We start from the raw sequence: 14,959 nt of genomic DNA on the forward strand, positions 1-14,959 counted from the left end.
GGTCAGGGCCGCGGCGGATCAGCGCGCGGCGCGGGCAGGGTTGGGCACGGCGTCGAGCAGCTCGACGGTGTACGGGTCTTGCGGATGCCGCAGCACCTGCGACGTCTCGCCACGCTCGACGACCCGGCCATTGTTGAGCACCAGGATGTTCTCGGTGACCAGTCGCGCGCTCAACAGGTCGTGAGTGATGTAGAGCATGCTGATGCCCCAGCGCTCCCGCAGATCTTCCAGCAGCGCCAGCACCCCGGCGCGCAGCGAGACATCGAGCATCGACACCGGCTCATCGGCGATGAGCACTTGCGGATCGCTCGCGAGTGCACGGGCGATGACCACGCGCTGGCGCTGTCCTCCGGAGAGCTGATGCGGGAGCTTGGCGGCGAACTGCTCGACGGGAGTGAGCCCGACAGTCTCGAGAAGTTCGAGCACCCGCGCTCTCGCTTCCTGCCCACGAAGCTTGGTGTAGTTGTGCACCGGCCTGGTGAGCGCGTACTCGACGGTGTGCAACGGGTTCAGCGCCGAGTACGGGTCCTGGAACACCATCTGGACGTCTTTGCGGAGGTCTCTCAGGCCGCTCCGCTTCAGGGAGGCGACATCCCGGTCGCCGAAATGCACGGTTCCGGCGGTCGGCTTCTCGACTCCTGTGATGAGTTTCGCGAGCGTCGACTTTCCCGAGCCGGATGCTCCCACCAGAGCGAGCGCTTCCCCGGGTTCCAGGCGGAACGACACATCATCGACGGCCGTGACAGGGGCCTGGCCGCGCCGAGGCGCCGGATAGGTCTTCGAGACGCCCTCGACGATGATCGCGGCATCCGCCCTTCGTGCATCGCGCTGCGACACCGTCGGCAAGGTCTCGGTGAGGTCGGTGCGGGACTTCCCCTCGCTGCGACGCGTGCCGAGATCGATGAAGCCCGGGATGGAGATGGACTCCGCACGCGGGTCCGCATAGTGACTGAGCAGCATCTGGGTGTACTCGTCCTGCGGCCGCTCGAGGATGTCCCGGCTCGACGCATCCTCGACGATCCGCCCCTCGTGCATCACCATGACGCGGTCGGTCGCCTCCAGAACGATCCCGAGATCGTGGCTGATGAGGATGGCCGTGAACTGCTCCTCGCGCTGCAGGTCGCGGATCGTGTCCATCACGGCGTGCTGGACGAGCACGTCCAGTGCTGTCGTCGGCTCGTCGAAGACCATGAGCTGCGGTTCGAGCGACAGCGCCAGCGCGATCGAAGCGCGCTGTCGCATGCCGCCGGACAACTCGCCCGGATAGCGTTTCAGCACCTCAGCGTCGAGGCCCACCTTGCCCACGAGATCGGCCGCGCACTGCGCGCGCGACTCTCGGGGCACATGGCCGTGCGCGGCGAAGATGTCCTGGAAATGCGCCCCCACCGTGCGCACCGGGTTGAGAGCGTTCATGCCGGACTGCAGCACCATCGCGAACCCGCCCTGACGCTGTCTGCGCAACTCCTCGGCATCCAGCTCGCGGATGTCACGGCCGGCGAACAGGATGCGTCCCCCGCTGATCCGCGCCGGAGGCTTCTGCAGTCGCGTCAGCGCGAATCCCAACGTCGACTTCCCGGAACCGGACTCGCCGACCAGGCCCACGAATTCTCCTCGACGCAGCGTGAAAGACACGTCCTCGACGGCGGTCACCGGCGCCGTGCCGGGCGAGGCGTACTCGACGGAGAGGTTCTGGACGTCGAGCAGGATCTCAGTCTCTTCCATGGCGTTCATCGCCCTTTCCCCTCTCGCAGACGCGGATTGGATATGCCGTCCACGCCGAAGTTGATGAGCGTGAGACTCAGCGCCAGCAGCGCGATGCAGAGACCAGGAGCGAAGAGCAGCAGCCACTGCCCTGTCAGCAGCGAGTTGGAGTTCTGCGCCCAGTAGAGCATCGTGCCCCAGCTGACGATGCTGGAGTCGCCGAGACCGAGGAATTCCAGGCCCGCTTCGGCGAGGATCGCAGCGGTCGCCGCGCCGAAGAGCGTGCCGGCGATGATCGACGTCATGTTCGGAAGGATCTCTCTGAACACGATCCGGGCCGGGCTGTCGCCGGAGAACTGCGCTGACGACACGAAGTCGTTTCCTCGCAGGGACTGCGTCTGGCTGCGAAGGACTCGCGCACCCCACGCCCAGCCGGTCACGACGATCACGGCGATGATCATCAGGATGCCGCCGTTCTGCAGATACGCGGCGATCACGATCATGAGCGGCAGTCCGGGGATGACGAGGAAGAGGTTGACGATGAAGCCGACCACTTCGGCGGAGAAGCCGCGCATGTACCCCCAGCTCAGGCCGATCAGGATCGCGACGATCGTCGAGAGGATGCCGGCGGCGAAGCCGACCAGGAGGCTGATCTGCGAGCCGTAGATCAGCTGGCTGAGCACGTCCTCGCCGGCCGCCGTCGTTCCCAGCCAGTGCGCAGCTGAGGCATCGGCGTTGCGCTCGAAGCCGTTGTCCTTCGGCCCGTAGGGCGCGATCAACGGCGCGAACACGGCCACGAGCACGAAGAAGGCGAGAATGCACAGCCCGATCCGGGCTTTCCCGTTGCCCCACAGAGTGCCGACCATCCGTCCGAACGCGCGCCACGGGCTGGGCGCGGCGATCCGGTCGCTGGGAATCTTGACGTTCATCGTAGAAGTCATCGGCGAGTCCTTGGGTCCAGTACGCCGTACAAGATGTCGACGAGGAAGTTGGCGATGAGCACGCTGACGGTGATCATCAGGAAGAGCGCCTGCATGAGCGGATAGTCCTGTCCGATCACGGCGTTGAAGAGCAGATATCCGATACCCGGATATCCGAACACCTGCTCCACGAGGATCGATCCGCCGACCACGCCGCCCAGCGTGAGCCCGAACCCGGTGAGGTTCGGCAGGATCGCGTTGCGGGCAGCGTAGCGGAGAGCGATAGTGCGGCCGCGCAGCCCGTTGGCCTCCGCGAATGTGACGTAGTCATCACCGAGCGTGTTGATCATCGCGTTGCGCATGCCGATGATCCATCCACCGAGCGAGGTGAGCAGGATCGTCAGGGCGGGAAGCGCGGCGTGACGTATGAGATCGACGATGAACTCGCCGGTGAAGCCCGGTGTCGTCGTCGCGGAGTACGCGCCGGTCGTCGGGAACCAGTGCAGCACGTAGCCGAGGAAGAACAGCAGCAGCAGTGCCGTCCAGAAGTACGGGAACGTGCTGAGGAACGATCCCGTCAGCGTCGGCAGCGAGTCGAGCCAGGTGCCTCGACGCCACGCAGCGGCGACACCGATGAGCGTGCCGAGGACGAAGGCGAGGACCGTCACGACGCCCACCAGGACGATCGTGTACGGTAGGGCCGTGGACACCATGCTGGCCACGGACTGCGGGTAGAACGTGTACGAGACGCCGAAGTCGAGGCGAGCGACCTGCCCGAGGTAGGTCACGTACTGGTCCCACATCGAGCCGGTCGGCACGCCCAGCTGAGCCTCGATCGCCGCTCGCGTGGCGTCGGAGACCGGACCGTTCTGCGACAGTTTGGCGATCGCCGCGTCTGCCGGTGAGCCGGGCATCAGCCTCGGGAGGAAGAAGTTCAGCGTGATCGCCGCCCACAGGGTGAGCACGAACAGCCCGAGCTTCTGGAGCAGATACTTCACTGGTCCTCCCCCTTCACTCGTTCCAGCCGCGTGAAGATCATCAACGGAGCGGAGTCGTAGTTCTGCGGGATCATGTACGGGTCCTCCTCTGAGGGCCAGCCGGTGAACTTGCCGTCGTTGAACAGGCCCCAGATGCCGCCGTAGTACAGGCCGATGACGGGCAGGTCGTCGTACACGAGTGTCTGCAACTCGTTCACGATCTCCTGCTGACGTGCCGGATCCACGGTGCCGCGGTACTCCGCGAGCAGTGCGTCGGCATCATCGGACTGATAGCGCTGGAAATTGTTCGCCGTGGTCTCTCCGACGGGCACGTAGAACTCGCTGGAGAGGAGGTTGTTGAAGGCCTGGTAGACATCGCCGTTGCCCATGCCGCCGATGGCCATCTCGAAGTCGCCGTTGCTGATCGCACTCTGATACCCCGCTGGCTGCGGAAGTTTCAGGCTGACTTTCACCCCGACCGCCGCAAGCTGTCGCTGCACGGTCTGCGCCGCACGCGTCCAGTCGGAGAAGCCGTTGGCGGTGGTGAGGGAGAACTCGAGCTGCTCGCCGTCCTGGCCGACCAGGCGGTCGCCTTCCAGCGTGTAGCCGGACTCGGCGAAGGCTGCGAGCGCCGCTTCCGTGTCCTGGGTGAGTATTCCGTCGTCTGGGATGTCCGGGTTCAGATACTCCTCCTGATTCGGCAGGATGAGTCCGGTCTGGCCCGCGGGTTCCATGTATCCCTCGGAGGCGGTCTCGGCGATCTCGTCACGATCGAGCGCGAGGGCGATGCCGCGGCGGACGTTGACGTCGTCGAACGGGGCGACTTCGAGATTCGGCATGAGCGCGATCACACCTCCCGGCGGGAACCACCAGGCGTTGTCGGGGCTCGCGGCACCCCAGCTGCCCTCCACATCGGAGATGAAGGAGTACGCCCAGTCGTAGCCTCGCGTGACGGTGTCGAGCTGGGAGTTCGTCGCCGGAAGGATGATGTGCTCGATCTCGATCGAATCGGCCTGCCAGTAGTCGGGATTCCTGTCCATCGAGTACTGCTGATCGTTGTAGTTGCCGAGCACGAACGGACCGGTGCCGACGGGCTTCTCGTTCCGCCACGTTCCCGGGTCCTCGACATCCGACCAGAGGTGTTCGGGGACGATCATCGTCTGCCCGATGATCGAGAGCGACGGAGCATCCTCGCTCTTCAGGTGGAAGACGACGTCGCCGCCGTCGACCTCCACGCTGTCGAGATGCTGCCAGGCGCCCTTGATGTCGAGCGCAGGCGTGTCCTTCAAGAGCTGGAAGGTGAAGGCGACGTCATCAGGCGTGAGTTCTTCACCGTCGCTCCACTGGACGCCTTCGCGGATCGTCATGACGATCGTGCGGGCGTCCGGCTGCGACCACTCCGAAGCCAGCCACGGATTCTGTGTGCCATCGAGCGGATTGATCAGGATGAGCGGCTCGTACATCCAACGCGCGGCTGTGCGCGTGTTGGTGAGATACGGGTTGAAATTGCGAGTGAAGAACGGGTTGCCCTTGTCCGCGTTGATCAGCATCGTGTCATCGCCGATCGATGGATCGGGCTGTGAACTGATCTGGATGCTGCACCCGCTGAGGGCCACCGCCACAGCTGCGAGCCCCACCACCGCGGCTCTCCGCCAGCGCCGGAACATGTGCGTCTTCGACACCCTGCCACCTCATGTCGTCTCTGTCATGGCGAGCGCTCTCTGCTCGGAGCGTTCACACGGCATCCGCCGCACTCGCAATTGTAAGCGCATACATTTTGGCAGCGCAACCCCCAGCGGTGGGCCCGAGGGGTGCAGCAGAGGCCGGGGAGCGACGTCAGGGTCGCCGCTGCGAACTCTCGCGCAGCGTGATCTCGAGGGGAAGACGAACGAAGATCGGGGCGGTGTCCGGGCACTCCAACCGGTTCACCAGCACCTGCACAGCAGCTCGACCCAGCTCGATCATCGGCTGACGGACTGTGGTCAGTCGCGGGTGGGACACCGCAGCCGCGTCGATGCCGTCGAACCCGGTGACCAGCAGATCGTCCGGCACCGTGACTCCGGCCGCACGGAAGGCGTCCAGCGCACCGAGCGCCATCTGGTCGTTCGCCGACATCAGCGCCGCGGGCAGCCCATTCGCCATCAACTCCTCCGCCGCGCGACGCCCCGATTTGCGCGTGAAGTCGCCCCGCACTACCGCGACGTCGTCGAGGGAGATACCCGCCTCGGCGATCGCTGCCGAGAAGCCCTGCCACCGCTGCGCGCCGTCCGGTGAGTCGACCGGTCCGGCGAGGAACGCCGGTGGCCGCCCATCCGATTGCGCCAGCACGAGCCTGGTGAGTTCGGTCATCGCCTCTGTGTTGCTCACGGTGACGTGGTCGTAGCTGTCCCCCCTTGGCGGGCCGGAGAGCACCACGACCGGGATCCGCGCGGCAAGCCGCGCGAGCACGTCGTCGGGAACGCTGCGCGCCAGGACGACGAGTCCATCCACTCGCCCAGCCATGTCGCGCACTGTGGAGCGGTCGGGGTCGTTCCTGCCCACTCCGACCATGAGGACGAATCCTTGTTTCCACGCCTCCAGCTCGGCGCCACGGAGCACTTCGTCGAGGAAGAGCATCGACTCCGGATCCTCCTCTGCACTCGCCGGCGTCGCTCCTTCATCGCGAACGATCGTGAACGGATGCGTCGCACCTGCAGAGAGCACATCGAGCGTCGGTGCCTCCTCAGCGGCATCGAATCCCGGAAAGTACAGACCGATCACGCCGGTACGTCGTTCCGCAAGACCCCGGGCGCTGCCACTCGGAACGTAACCCAGAGCGGTCACAGCATCGAGAACCCGGTCGCGAGTGACCGGACGCACCGCGTCCGGCGTCCGAAGCACCCGGGAGACCGTCGCGATCGAGACACCTGCCCGATCCGCGACGTCGTACACCGTCGGGGCCTTCGCCACAGTCGTCTCCCTCACTGAACCTCAGCCCAGGGTACCCGCGCCCGAACCGCGAGCTATCGGACTCTCCGTCACGCGGCCGAATGGTCAGAGGCGGCGGGCCGTCAGAGCGCCGTGCGGACGGTGACTCACCTCACCGGGCACCCGGTCACGCCGTTCAGTCGAGACGACGGCAAGGCCGGCATCCGCGAGAAGGGCCGACAGGGCATCCGCAGACCAGAAATATGCGGGCGCTACGGCGTGGGCGAAGTCTTCGCGAGGCGGACCCTCGAAGTAGCCGAGGAGAAGCGAGCCACCCGGCGCGAGGACGCGGGCGAACTCCGCCAGGATCGCGGGAACGTCTTCGGGCGGCGTGTGGATCACCGAATACCATGCCAGGATGCCGCCGAGCGACGCGTCTTCGAACGGAAGGGCGCGGAGAGAGGCCCGCTGGAAGACAAGACCCGGCGCGCGGAAGCGAGCAGCAGCCAGGAACGCTGCAGAAATGTCAACGCCGACGACGTCGCGGTGCCCGTCGTGGAGGAACTCCGTCCAGATCCCAGGGCCGCATCCTGCGTCCAGCAATCGTCCCGAAGACGCATCGCGCCACGTGCTGATGCGCTCGCGGTCCGCGGCATCCATCTGCGCGATCTCTCCGGCGATCTCGATGTACTCCGCAGCTCGCTCATCATAGGCGGCGGCGATGGACGCATCCGTCACGTGAAGCACACCTCGAACGCCACGCGGGGCTCTTCCCTCGCAGATGTGCATTCTCTTCGCAGGCGTTTCCAGGATTCTCTGCGAGCGAAGTGCACATCTGCGAAGAACGTACACAGGCGTCATGACTTCCTGGCCACGAGTGCCTGCTGGTAGAGGTCGCGTGAACTCAGACCTGTCGCCGCGGCGACCTCTGCACAGGCTTCCTTCAGACGCATACCGCCGTCGACGAGCGCCTGCACCTGGGCGCCGGCATCCTCCGGCGACATCTCTCGAGGAGGTGCGCCCTCGACGACGACGACGATCTCGCCCTTGACGCCCTTCTCGGCCCATTCGACGAGCTCGGATGCCGTGCCTCGGCGCACTTCTTCGTAGAACTTCGTCAGCTCGCGGCAGACGGCGATGCGGCGTTCGGGGCCGAATGCGCCGCCCATGTCGGCGAGGGACGAGGCGAGGCGCGCGGGTGATTCGAAGAACAGCATCGTGCGCGGCTCAGCGGCGAGCTTCGCCAGAGCCGTACGTCGCTCCCCCGGCTTCCGCGGCAGGAAGCCTTCGAATGTGAAGCGGTCGGTCGGCAGCCCCGAGATCGCGAGCGCCATGAGAACCGCGCTCGGCCCCGGAATGGCGGTGACCGTGACTCCTTGTGCGACGGCCTCGGCGACCAGGCCATACCCTGGGTCGCTGACCGCCGGCATCCCTGCGTCGCTGACCACCACGATGTCCTGCTCGACGGCGAGTGCGGCGAGCTCTACTGCCAGGTGCTTCTCGTTGTGGTCGTGCAGGGCGATCAGTCTCGGCCGATTCTCGATCTGCAGCGCGCGAAGCAGGTGAGCTGTGGTGCGGGTGTCTTCAGCCGCGACGATCTCGGCGTTCTCGAGCACTTCGATGAGGCGACGAGACGCATCGCCGAGGTTTCCGATCGGAGTCGCGGCGAGGATGATCACACGATCAGCTTAGGCGCGCCGCTTAGGCTTGTGCCGTGACCGCGCCCGTGCCTCTGCTCCCCCCTCCTGCGGAGCGTCTGACGCTATGGGGTCGGCTGCGTGATCGGCTGCTGCTCGATCCGGACTGGAACCGTCTCCTTCGCTGGCTCTCGCCACTCGTCATCACGGCGCTCGCGGCAGTGCTCCGCCTGGCGAACCTGGCACACCCGAATGTGCTCGCGTTCGATGAGACCTACTACGTCAAGGACGCCTGGTCGCTGTGGACGCTGGGGTACGAAGGCGCTTGGGGCGATGGCGCGAACGAAGCGTTCCTCACAGGCGACACGAACGCGCTGACCGGCGTCGGCAGCTTCGTCGTGCATCCGCCTCTCGGCAAGTGGATCATCGCCCTCGGCATGGGGCTGTTCGGTGAGGGAAACAGTGCGGCCTGGCGCCTTATGGTCGCAGTGATCGGCACCGCCACGGTGCTGCTCGTCTACCTCGTCGCGAAGGAGCTGACACGCTCGATCGTTGCGGCGACCGTCGCCGGCGTCCTGTTGGCGATCGACGGGCTCAGCATCGTGATGAGCAGGATCGCCCTGCTCGACGGCATCCTGACTTTCTTCATCCTGCTCGCCGTGCTCTTCATCCTGCATGACCGCAGACGCAGCATTCCGCTGGTGGAATATGTCGACGCTGAATCACCGGCTCCGCTCTGGGGCCGGGTGATCTGGCGTCGTCCGTGGGTGATCGCAGCGGGTGTCGCCCTCGGTGCTGCGAGCGCCGTGAAATGGTCAGGCCTCTACGCGCTCGCCGGCCTCGGCCTGTATCTCGTCATCACAGACGCCTTGGCTCGTCGACGCGCCGGTGTGCTGTTCTGGCCGACGGATGCCGCGCTCAGGCAAGGTCCGGTCTCGTTCGTTCTGCTGGTTCCGGCGGCGCTGCTCACGTACCTCGCCAGCTGGACCGGATGGCTCGTGACGGCCGGTGGCTACGACCGGCAGTCCGCCGGGAACCCGCTGGCCGCCCTGTGGGAGTATCACGAGTCGATCTACGCCTTCCACGTCGGACTCAGCAGTGGTCACCCGTATGCCAGCCCGGCATGGCAGTGGCCGTTCCTCATCCGTCCGACGGCCGTATGGGTGGGAGACGATCAGAGCTGCGGCACCGATCACTGCATCTCTGTGGTGTCGTCGGTACCGAATCCGCTGATCTGGTACGGCGGCGTCGCCGCTGCGATCTTCCTGCTCTACCGATTCGTGCGCGGGCTCGTCCAGCGCAGGCCGATGCCGTGGACGTATGCGATCCCGCTCGTCGGCCTCGCCGTCACCTACGTGCCATGGCTGCTGTATCCCGAACGCACGATCTTCCAGTTCTACACGGTGGTCATGATGCCGTTCCTCGTGCTGGCGCTTGCGCTCGCGCTGCGGGAGATGGCCGGACGCCGCGACGACCCTCTGCACCGTCGGCAATCCGGCGAACGCACCGTCATGATCTTCCTCGCAGTGACCGTGGTCGTCTCGGCGTTCTTCTACCCGGTGTGGGTCGGCATGAACGTGCCGTACGAGTTCTGGCTGATCCACAACTGGATGCCGACCTGGGTGTGACAGGTACGCAGCGCGGCGGTCTCACCTCAGGCGGTCTCGCAACCGAGTTGCGTCGCGCTCGTACATCTCGGCGTGTGCTGCAAGCTCCGGTCTGGCGATGGATTCGGACCGTGAGTGCTCAGCGAGCGCATCGAGTCGAGCAGCCATCATCGTCCACAGCGAGTCGTTCGATACGTCGGTGCCGTATGCCGACAAGAGCTTTGCCAGACGCGTGGGTTCTGCCGCCCGCACGTCGGCTGGCGCTTCAGCGTCTTCCACGTACGGGACCAGTCGGTACGCGAGATAAGCGAGATCCCAGAGACGCGGTCCAGGAGCAGCCATGTCGAAGTCGATCACACCGACGAGTTGCTGGTGCTCGAACACCAGGTTGTATGGCGCGAAGTCGTTATGGCAGACCACTTCAATCGGCTCACGGGAAGGACTACGCCACCCCGTCGACCTGCGCGCGCTCTCGACGCCGGCGTCGTGAATCCGTCGGAGGAGTCGCGCGGAACTCACCAGGATGCCGTCGTTCCAGAGCCATTCCGGAAGCGGGTAATGCGCGACCTCGCCTTCGATGAAGGAAAGTCGTTCCCGGCCGTCAGCCGTGATGCCTAGAACCCGAGGAACGCCATCGACACCCGCCGCATGAAGCTCTTCCAGAAATGCATGGACATTTCCCGTCCACACCCCCGCTGGTCGTCGAACCTCTCCGTCGACGCGTGTCACGTCGTTCATGTTGCCGCCCGCGAGCTCGGTCTCCGCCGCGTCCTTGCTCATGACTCGATGTTAAGGGCAGGCTTGCGCTCCCTATCCGGGGATGGGTTGTCGGTGGTGTGGGCTGTGGGTGGGGTGCCATCTCTGGTGGCGGTCCCACCAGGCGGGGCCGCGGACTTCGGGGATGCCGTGGTTCATGCGGATCACCCACTCGGTCAGGTGCAGGGTGCGGTGATGGAACCAGCACAACAGCACCCCGTTGTCGGTATGGGTCGGGCCGCCGTCGGCGTGCTCCTGCACGTGGTGCACTTCGCACCACGTCGCGGGGATCGTGCACCCCGGGATCACGCACCCGCCATCCCGTGCGGTGATGGCGCGGCGTTGCAGGGCGTTGAAGATACGACCACTGGTGCCGATCGACACGATCCGACCGTGGTCATCGAACAGGATCCGTTGGATGCCACCGGCGCACCCGGTCTGCAACGCCGCAGCGAGCGGAACCAGATCACCGGTGTGCCCGATCTGCGCCCACCCGTAACCGGCCGAAAGGTCAGCCGCGGTCGCGGAGACAGTGAGCGTCGGTGCCGCACCGCCCAGGTGCGGGAACAGGTCAGTCCGGGCCGCCGTGTTCAGAATCGCCGCCAACGCATCATGCAGCCTCTGCCCACGCGTACGGGTATCCGTAACACCCGTATCCGTCACATCCGCGGGACCCGTCTCCACCGACGGCTCGAACCGCACCCCACCACCCGCACCCCTCGCACCGCCATCTGCGTCGTCGCCCGCTGACCCAGCGTCCGTCAACCCGCCCGTTGAACCGTCACCGGTGGCCCCAGCATCCCGCTCTGGGTCGTCCGTCCCATTCACCTTCGGGTTCAACAGACTGTCGATCAGCAGGCTCAACTGCGCGGCGACTTCGGGCAGGAGGCTGCCGCGTACCGGTGCCGCACCGTCCTTGACCCTCCCGATCGAGAAGTACCGGCCCCGCATCGCCGCCTCTTCCGCGGGCTCTGCCCCGTCGGGATCCAGGTACGCGACCATCACCCGCGCCAACACGCCCAGATTCTCCGGAAGAGGGATCGGACGCGGCACCCCGTCATCCGCGCCAGCGTCCATGCCGCGTGCGAAGTCCGCGAGTTGCCGGTCCGCCTCGACCCGGTTCTCATCACTGATCCGGCGCGCGGACTGCTCGATCGGATCCGTTGCCGCCAACAATCCCGCCAGCCCCAGACCGCCCTCGACCATCACTTCCCGCAGCGCGTGATATCGGGCCGGCAGGAACGCCCCATCCGTGATCCCCACATCCCGGCGCACCAGTCGGGCCGCCTTCACCAGCTGTGCCGCGCCGCGCGTGTCCGTGCCGACCAGCATCCGCACCAGATCCGCCGGCGTGGAACACCCATACCGGGTCGTCATCCGCTCGTCCTTCAGCCCGGCCGACCGGTCGCCGACCTGCACGGTCGCTTCGACCTGCAGTCCTTCCACCCGACGCTGGATCCGCCCCGAGACCGCCAGCAATTCCGCTACATCGGTGTCGGACAACCCCGGAATCTGCTCCGAACCGAACGCATCACGCGCCACGGAATCGAGGGACTCCTCGAGTTCCCGAAGCCGAGCAACGATGCTGTTCATACCAACTATTCAACACCGGACCACCGACATTCCCACCCCGCTTTCACCCAGGTCAGAGAACCTTTCCCAACAATTCTCGAAGCGCCACACAAACCCGCACACGCCGCACACTTCGACGATGGATCATCGATTCATCGTCGGGGTAGCGTGAGCCCATGACAGATCTGACGGCGGACGCTCACGTGCATAGCGAATGGTCGTGGGATGCGGGTTCCGACCCGTCCTCGGCAGGGGCGATGGATCGGATGTGCGCGCGAGCAGTTCAACTCGGCCTGCCGGCGCTTGTCTTCACGGAGCACCTTGATCTGGAGGAATCGTGGCGGGTCGATCCCGGGGACATCGGTGAGCACGGCCAGCGCTACGTCGACGGTTCGGGTCATGTGAGGCTTCCGCCGTTCGATTTCGAAGGATATCTCGATGCGATCGAACGTCGTCGTCACGACTACCCAGAGCTTCGCATCCTTACCGGCGTGGAATTCGGACAGCCCCACCTGTGGGGCGCCAAGGCTACAGCTTTACTCTCGAGCGGACTGATCGATCGGGTCAACGGCTCCCTCCACATGCTCCCGTTCGACGACCAGGATCGAACGGAGCCGACGACTCTCTATCGCCATCGACAAGCGGATGAGGTCATGTGGGCGTACCTCGAGGAGATACCCCGGATGGTGGCCGGCTCCGATTCGTTCGTGGTCTTCACCCACATCGACTACGCCGCACGTTCCTGGCCGGTCCCTGTGGCAGGGCCTTTCGATCCGCGGCCATTCGAAGAAGGATTTCGGGTCGCAATGCGCGCGATCGCCGACTCGGGCAGAGCGTTGGAGATGAACACCCGAGGGCTTCAGTCGTGGATTCCGCAGTGGTGGTCGGAAGAAGGTGGGCGAGCGGTGTCATTCGGCAGCGATGCTCACGGCCCGGACACCCTGGCAGCGCATTTTCCCGAGGCCATGTCTATGGTCGAGAGCTTCGGCTTTCGGCCGGGGAGGAAACCCGAGGACTTCTGGACCCGCTGACGGGTTGCGTCGGCAGGTCACCGCTCCCTGACGAGCTCTGCCGCATCACCCGTCGGCAGCCGGCAGACGAACGCCCGGCAGTCGTATGCGAGATCGGATGACGCGTCCTTCCCCTCGAACAGCTCGAATCCCGCCTCCGCGAACGCGCGGGCCTGCGCAGGCGTCACGACCGCGATCACGTCAGCATCCACCCCGCGTGAGGCGACGGCGAGCGCGCCTGAACGATCGTCTGCGACGACGACGAGCTGACGAGGCGGCTCGACGAGTCCCGCAGCCACGGCCAGAAGCGAGCCATGGCCGAAAGGATGCTGCAGCGCAGAGGCGGCGTGCGCCTGCACCAGTTCTTCTGGGGCTTCCCGGTATCGCTCCCCACCGCCCAGTCGCCACGCCGCCAGTGCTGCGGCGGCGAGCGCCGAGACACCCGACGGCAGGTCGCCGTCGGTCTGATCGGGAGCGGACGCCACGCCCTGCGCCGCCAGCACGGGATCGACCACGACTCCGTCGCCGAGAGCGTCGTCGACGAGCTCCCGCGCGGTCACAGCCCACGACACCTCGCCGCTCGCCGCGGCGAGCGCGAACAACCCCTCCGCGAGAAGCCCGAGATCCGCAAGCGTCGCCACCGCCGGAGACGCCGCCCGCTCCAACGAGGCTCTGACGAGACGCCCCTCCGCCGAGCGGTTGGTGGCCAGCACGAACGAAGCCGCTGCCGCCGCGGCATCCACCCAGTCCGGCACGCCCAGCGCCGCCCCTGCCCGCGCGAGGGCACCGATCGCGAGGCCGTTCCACCCCGTGATGACCTTCCCATCGATCGCTGGCGGCTCCAGAGATGTGCGATCCGCGGCGAGGTAATATCCGCCCTCGTTGCGCTGCCCGTCGATCCATGACTCCGAATCCTGTGCAGCGCCGAAGGCGCCGCCTTCGCGCCGCAGCACGCCGAGCAGGAACCCGGCGATCCCTCGCGCCGTCGCCTCACCGCCGGACGCAACGGCCACGTCGAGCAGCTGCGCGTTGTCCGTCAGCATCCGCTCGTAGTGCGGCACGGTCCAATCGCGCTGCGTCGCGTAGCGGAAGAAACCGCCGTCGACCGTATCGCGAAGATCGGATGCCGACATCGCGGCGAGCGCGCGCCCGGCGGCAGCCGCGGCCTCCGGAGCGTCCCTGCGCACGAGCGGCGCCTGCAGGAACCGCAGGGTGGTCGCCACAGGGAATTTCGGAGCGCCCCCGAAGCCGCCATGCACTTCATCTTCTCTTGCCGCGATGCTCGCCGCAGCCGCAGCGAGTGCTGCCGCCGACGGCAGTGGAGAAGGTACGACTGCCGCAGCACTCGCCAGAGCCTCGGCCACCGCATCCGCAGATTCGATCGCCTGCTCACGGCGAAGCGTCCATGCCTCCCTCACCGCCGCGAGCACATCCGTGAATCCGGGCAGGCCACCCCTCGCGGAAGGCGGCCAGTACGTGCCGGCGTAGAACGTGCGCCCCTGCGGAGTGGCGAACGCCGTCAGGGGCCAGCCGAGATTCTGCGTGAATGCTGACGCCGCAGCCATGTACGCCCCGTCGACGTCGGGATGCTCTTCCCGATCGACCTTGATCGCGACGAAGCCGTCGTTGATCAGGGCCGCAGTCTCCGGGTCGGAGAAGGATTCGCGCGCCATCACGTGACACCAGTGGCACGTCGAGTAGCCGATCGAGATCAGCAGCGGCACATCCCGTCGCTGCGCCTCGGCGAACGCATCCGCACCCCAGGGGAACCAGTCGACAGGGTTGTCGGCGTGCGATCGCAGATATGGGCTCAGCGTGTTCGCGAGACGATTCGTCATGCGCCCCACGCTACGCCCGTGCCGGACTCGCAGG

Annotated in this window: 12 protein-coding genes; 2 read left to right on the forward strand and 10 right to left on the reverse strand. The window is 66.2% G+C overall.

Annotated elements, in window-relative coordinates:
* Positions 1-18: 18 nt before the first annotated feature.
* The 7 genes from QFZ46_RS02095 to rsmI form a co-directional block, all read right to left on the reverse strand.
* Positions 19-1,722: an ABC transporter ATP-binding protein gene (locus QFZ46_RS02095; protein ID WP_307357817.1), complete on the reverse strand. Its 1,704-nt coding sequence runs from the start codon at positions 1,720-1,722 to the stop codon at positions 19-21.
* Positions 1,723-1,727: 5 nt separating this feature from the next.
* Complete coding sequence (locus tag QFZ46_RS02100) at positions 1,728-2,642, reverse strand: ABC transporter permease (protein WP_307357819.1); 915 nt, start codon at positions 2,640-2,642, stop codon at positions 1,728-1,730.
* Positions 2,639-3,619 carry an ABC transporter permease gene (locus QFZ46_RS02105; RefSeq protein WP_307357820.1) on the reverse strand — a complete coding sequence of 327 codons (981 nt, stop codon included), beginning with the start codon at positions 3,617-3,619 and terminating at the stop codon, positions 2,639-2,641. The genes QFZ46_RS02100 and QFZ46_RS02105 overlap by 4 nt, the downstream gene beginning before the upstream one ends.
* Entirely contained in the window at positions 3,616-5,280 is a 1,665-nt protein-coding gene (locus tag QFZ46_RS02110; RefSeq protein WP_307357821.1) for an ABC transporter substrate-binding protein, read from the reverse strand. Before QFZ46_RS02110 ends, QFZ46_RS02105 begins: the two co-directional genes overlap by 4 nt.
* Before the next feature lie 154 nt (positions 5,281-5,434).
* On the reverse strand, positions 5,435-6,547 hold the full coding sequence (locus QFZ46_RS02115; RefSeq protein WP_307357823.1) for a LacI family DNA-binding transcriptional regulator: 1,113 nt from the start codon (positions 6,545-6,547) through the stop codon (positions 5,435-5,437).
* Positions 6,548-6,631: 84 nt separating this feature from the next.
* The gene (locus tag QFZ46_RS02120) at positions 6,632-7,243 is read right to left on the reverse strand and encodes a class I SAM-dependent methyltransferase (RefSeq protein ID WP_307357825.1); all 612 of its coding nucleotides are present in this window, start codon (positions 7,241-7,243) and stop codon (positions 6,632-6,634) included.
* Positions 7,244-7,362: 119 nt separating this feature from the next.
* On the reverse strand, positions 7,363-8,184 hold the full coding sequence (gene rsmI / locus QFZ46_RS02125; RefSeq protein ID WP_307357828.1) for a 16S rRNA (cytidine(1402)-2'-O)-methyltransferase: 822 nt from the start codon (positions 8,182-8,184) through the stop codon (positions 7,363-7,365).
* Positions 8,185-8,219: 35 nt separating this feature from the next.
* Here rsmI and QFZ46_RS02130 point away from each other — a divergent pair, with 35 nt between their 5' ends.
* Positions 8,220-9,770, forward strand: a complete 1,551-nt coding sequence (locus QFZ46_RS02130; RefSeq protein ID WP_307357830.1) for a dolichyl-phosphate-mannose--protein mannosyltransferase — start codon at positions 8,220-8,222, stop codon at positions 9,768-9,770.
* A gap of 21 nt (positions 9,771-9,791) precedes the next feature.
* On the opposite strand, the gene QFZ46_RS02135 is transcribed toward QFZ46_RS02130, so the two are convergent.
* Both QFZ46_RS02135 and QFZ46_RS02140 read right to left on the reverse strand, forming a co-directional pair.
* Entirely contained in the window at positions 9,792-10,529 is a 738-nt protein-coding gene (locus QFZ46_RS02135; RefSeq protein ID WP_307357832.1) for a phosphotransferase, read from the reverse strand.
* Positions 10,530-10,559: 30 nt separating this feature from the next.
* Positions 10,560-12,098: an HNH endonuclease signature motif containing protein gene (locus tag QFZ46_RS02140; protein ID WP_307357833.1), complete on the reverse strand. Its 1,539-nt coding sequence runs from the start codon at positions 12,096-12,098 to the stop codon at positions 10,560-10,562.
* Between the two features lie 155 nt (positions 12,099-12,253).
* Here QFZ46_RS02140 and QFZ46_RS02145 point away from each other — a divergent pair, with 155 nt between their 5' ends.
* Entirely contained in the window at positions 12,254-13,108 is an 855-nt protein-coding gene (locus QFZ46_RS02145; RefSeq protein WP_307357835.1) for a PHP domain-containing protein, read from the forward strand.
* Positions 13,109-13,125: 17 nt separating this feature from the next.
* On the opposite strand, the gene QFZ46_RS02150 is transcribed toward QFZ46_RS02145, so the two are convergent.
* The gene (locus QFZ46_RS02150; protein WP_307357836.1) at positions 13,126-14,925 is read right to left on the reverse strand and encodes a thioredoxin domain-containing protein; all 1,800 of its coding nucleotides are present in this window, start codon (positions 14,923-14,925) and stop codon (positions 13,126-13,128) included.
* Positions 14,926-14,959: the final 34 nt, after the last annotated feature.

Source organism: Microbacterium murale (assembly GCF_030815955.1).
GTDB classification, from domain to species: domain Bacteria; phylum Actinomycetota; class Actinomycetes; order Actinomycetales; family Microbacteriaceae; genus Microbacterium; species Microbacterium murale_A.

Coding starts and splice junctions, on each gene's coding strand:
- QFZ46_RS02095 (WP_307357817.1), bottom strand. CDS start 1,722: ATGGAAGAGACTGAGATCCTGCTCGACGTCCAGAACCTCTCCGTCGAG.
- QFZ46_RS02100 (WP_307357819.1), bottom strand. CDS start 2,642: ATGACTTCTACGATGAACGTCAAGATTCCCAGCGACCGGATCGCCGCG.
- QFZ46_RS02135 (WP_307357832.1), bottom strand. CDS start 10,529: ATGAGCAAGGACGCGGCGGAGACCGAGCTCGCGGGCGGCAACATGAAC.
- QFZ46_RS02140 (WP_307357833.1), bottom strand. CDS start 12,098: ATGAACAGCATCGTTGCTCGGCTTCGGGAACTCGAGGAGTCCCTCGAT.
- QFZ46_RS02145 (WP_307357835.1), top strand. CDS start 12,254: ATGACAGATCTGACGGCGGACGCTCACGTGCATAGCGAATGGTCGTGG.
- QFZ46_RS02150 (WP_307357836.1), bottom strand. CDS start 14,925: ATGACGAATCGTCTCGCGAACACGCTGAGCCCATATCTGCGATCGCAC.